Raw genomic sequence first — 1,101 nt, 5'->3', positions numbered from 1 at the left:
AGAGGGCGTTTACGTAGGTTTGATCCGATAAGGAAGCTTTGCCGCTCTCCTACTTTCACCTATTTCGCGAGCTATACGAACTTCACGACCTGCCGCCGGCCGGGACCCGCCGCCCGTTTTGCTCGCTTCTGATGCCGAGAGTCCGTCTGGTTTGAAAATGCGGTAGAACCGCCAGGTAATCAGCGGAACGACAGCTTCCGGCTTGTTCGTGACAACGCTACGGCGTGAGCGAGCCGAAGCCGTACCCCAGTGATCTGTCCGACGCCCGATGGGCCTTGATCGAGCCGACCCTGACAGCGTGGCGGAAAGCCCGGCTCGACCGCCGCCCGACTGGCCAGCCGGCGAAAGTTGAACTTCGCGACGTGTTCAACGCGATTCTCTATGTGAACCGCACCGGAATCCCCTGGAAGTACCTTCCGCACGACTTCCCAAGCCATGGCGCCGTCTACTTCTACTACGCCGCCTGGCGCGACGAGGGAATCTTCGCCCAGCTCAATTACGACCTGACCGCTCTGGCGCGCGTAAAGGAGGGGCGCAAGCCTGAACCGACAGGCTCCGTCATCGACACCCAGAGCATCAAGACCTCCACCAACGTGCCCATGACCAGCCAGGGAACGGACGCCGCGAAGAAGATCGTCGGCAGGAAGAGGGGCATCCTCACCGACACGATCGGCCTGATCCTCGCCGTGACCGTCACTGCGGCAAGCCTTTCCGAAAACGCCCTGGGAATACGCCTCCTCGACCAGGCCAAGAAGACCTACCCAAGCATCGTCAAGAGCTGGGTCGACACCGGCTTCAAGAAGACCGTCGTCGAGCACGGCGCGAAGCTCGGGATCGACGTCGAAGTCGTCCACAGAAATCCCGAAGTTCGCGGATTTCACGTCGTGAAAAGACGTTGGGTAGTGGAGCGGAGTATCGGTTGGATCATGATGCACCGCCGACTCGCCCGCGACTACGAGACTCTCACCGCCAGCTCTGAAGCCATGATCCACATCGCATCGATCGACAACCTCGCGAAGCGCATAACGGACGAGACCATACCAACCTGGCGAGGGACCTACTAGGCCATAAGCCGTATATCGGTTACATCAAACGCCCTCT

1 protein-coding gene is annotated in these 1,101 nt (G+C 60.0%); it reads left to right on the top strand.

Translation table 11 applies throughout. The annotated features are described in order from the left end of the window. The first annotated feature begins 224 nt into the window (after window positions 1-224). Complete coding sequence (locus ACFTWP_RS41870) at window positions 225-1,064, top strand: IS5 family transposase (protein WP_380270417.1); 840 nt, start codon at window positions 225-227, stop codon at window positions 1,062-1,064. Window positions 1,065-1,101 lie beyond the last annotated feature (37 nt).

This window comes from Kitasatospora sp. NPDC057015, assembly GCF_042673745.1.
In the GTDB taxonomy this organism is placed as follows: domain Bacteria; phylum Actinomycetota; class Actinomycetes; order Streptomycetales; family Streptomycetaceae; genus Kitasatospora.
Note: the sequence above shows the minus strand (reverse complement) of the source record. Positions and strands in the feature narration are given on the sequence as shown.